This window comes from Bradyrhizobium sp. MV1.5, from assembly GCF_055807615.1.
The window spans coordinates 1-203 of the sequence record NZ_JBVVPL010000147.1 but is presented as its reverse complement, the minus strand read 5'-3'; the positions used below and the strand labels follow the sequence as shown (position 1 = coordinate 203).

At 63.5% G+C, this 203-nt stretch carries 1 protein-coding gene; it reads left to right on the top strand.

All coding sequences use genetic code 11. The features are described from left to right. Window positions 1-203 (top strand): hypothetical protein (locus tag AC0L2J_RS34850; RefSeq protein WP_473395990.1); only part of this gene is annotated, 203 nt, incomplete at both ends.

Genomic DNA, 203 nt, shown 5'->3' with positions numbered 1-203 from the left:
TTCTGAGCGGCGGCATCCTGAACAACAATGCGGCCTTCAAGGTCAGCGGCACCGGCAACGCGCTGGACCACGAGACGATCACGAATGCGAGCACCGGCACGATCGAAGTGCTGGCGAACGGCGCGCTGACGATCGACCAGGGCTCGACCGTCGCCAACACCGGCAACGTCACGGTCGATGCCAACGGCAAGCTGACGGTCAAT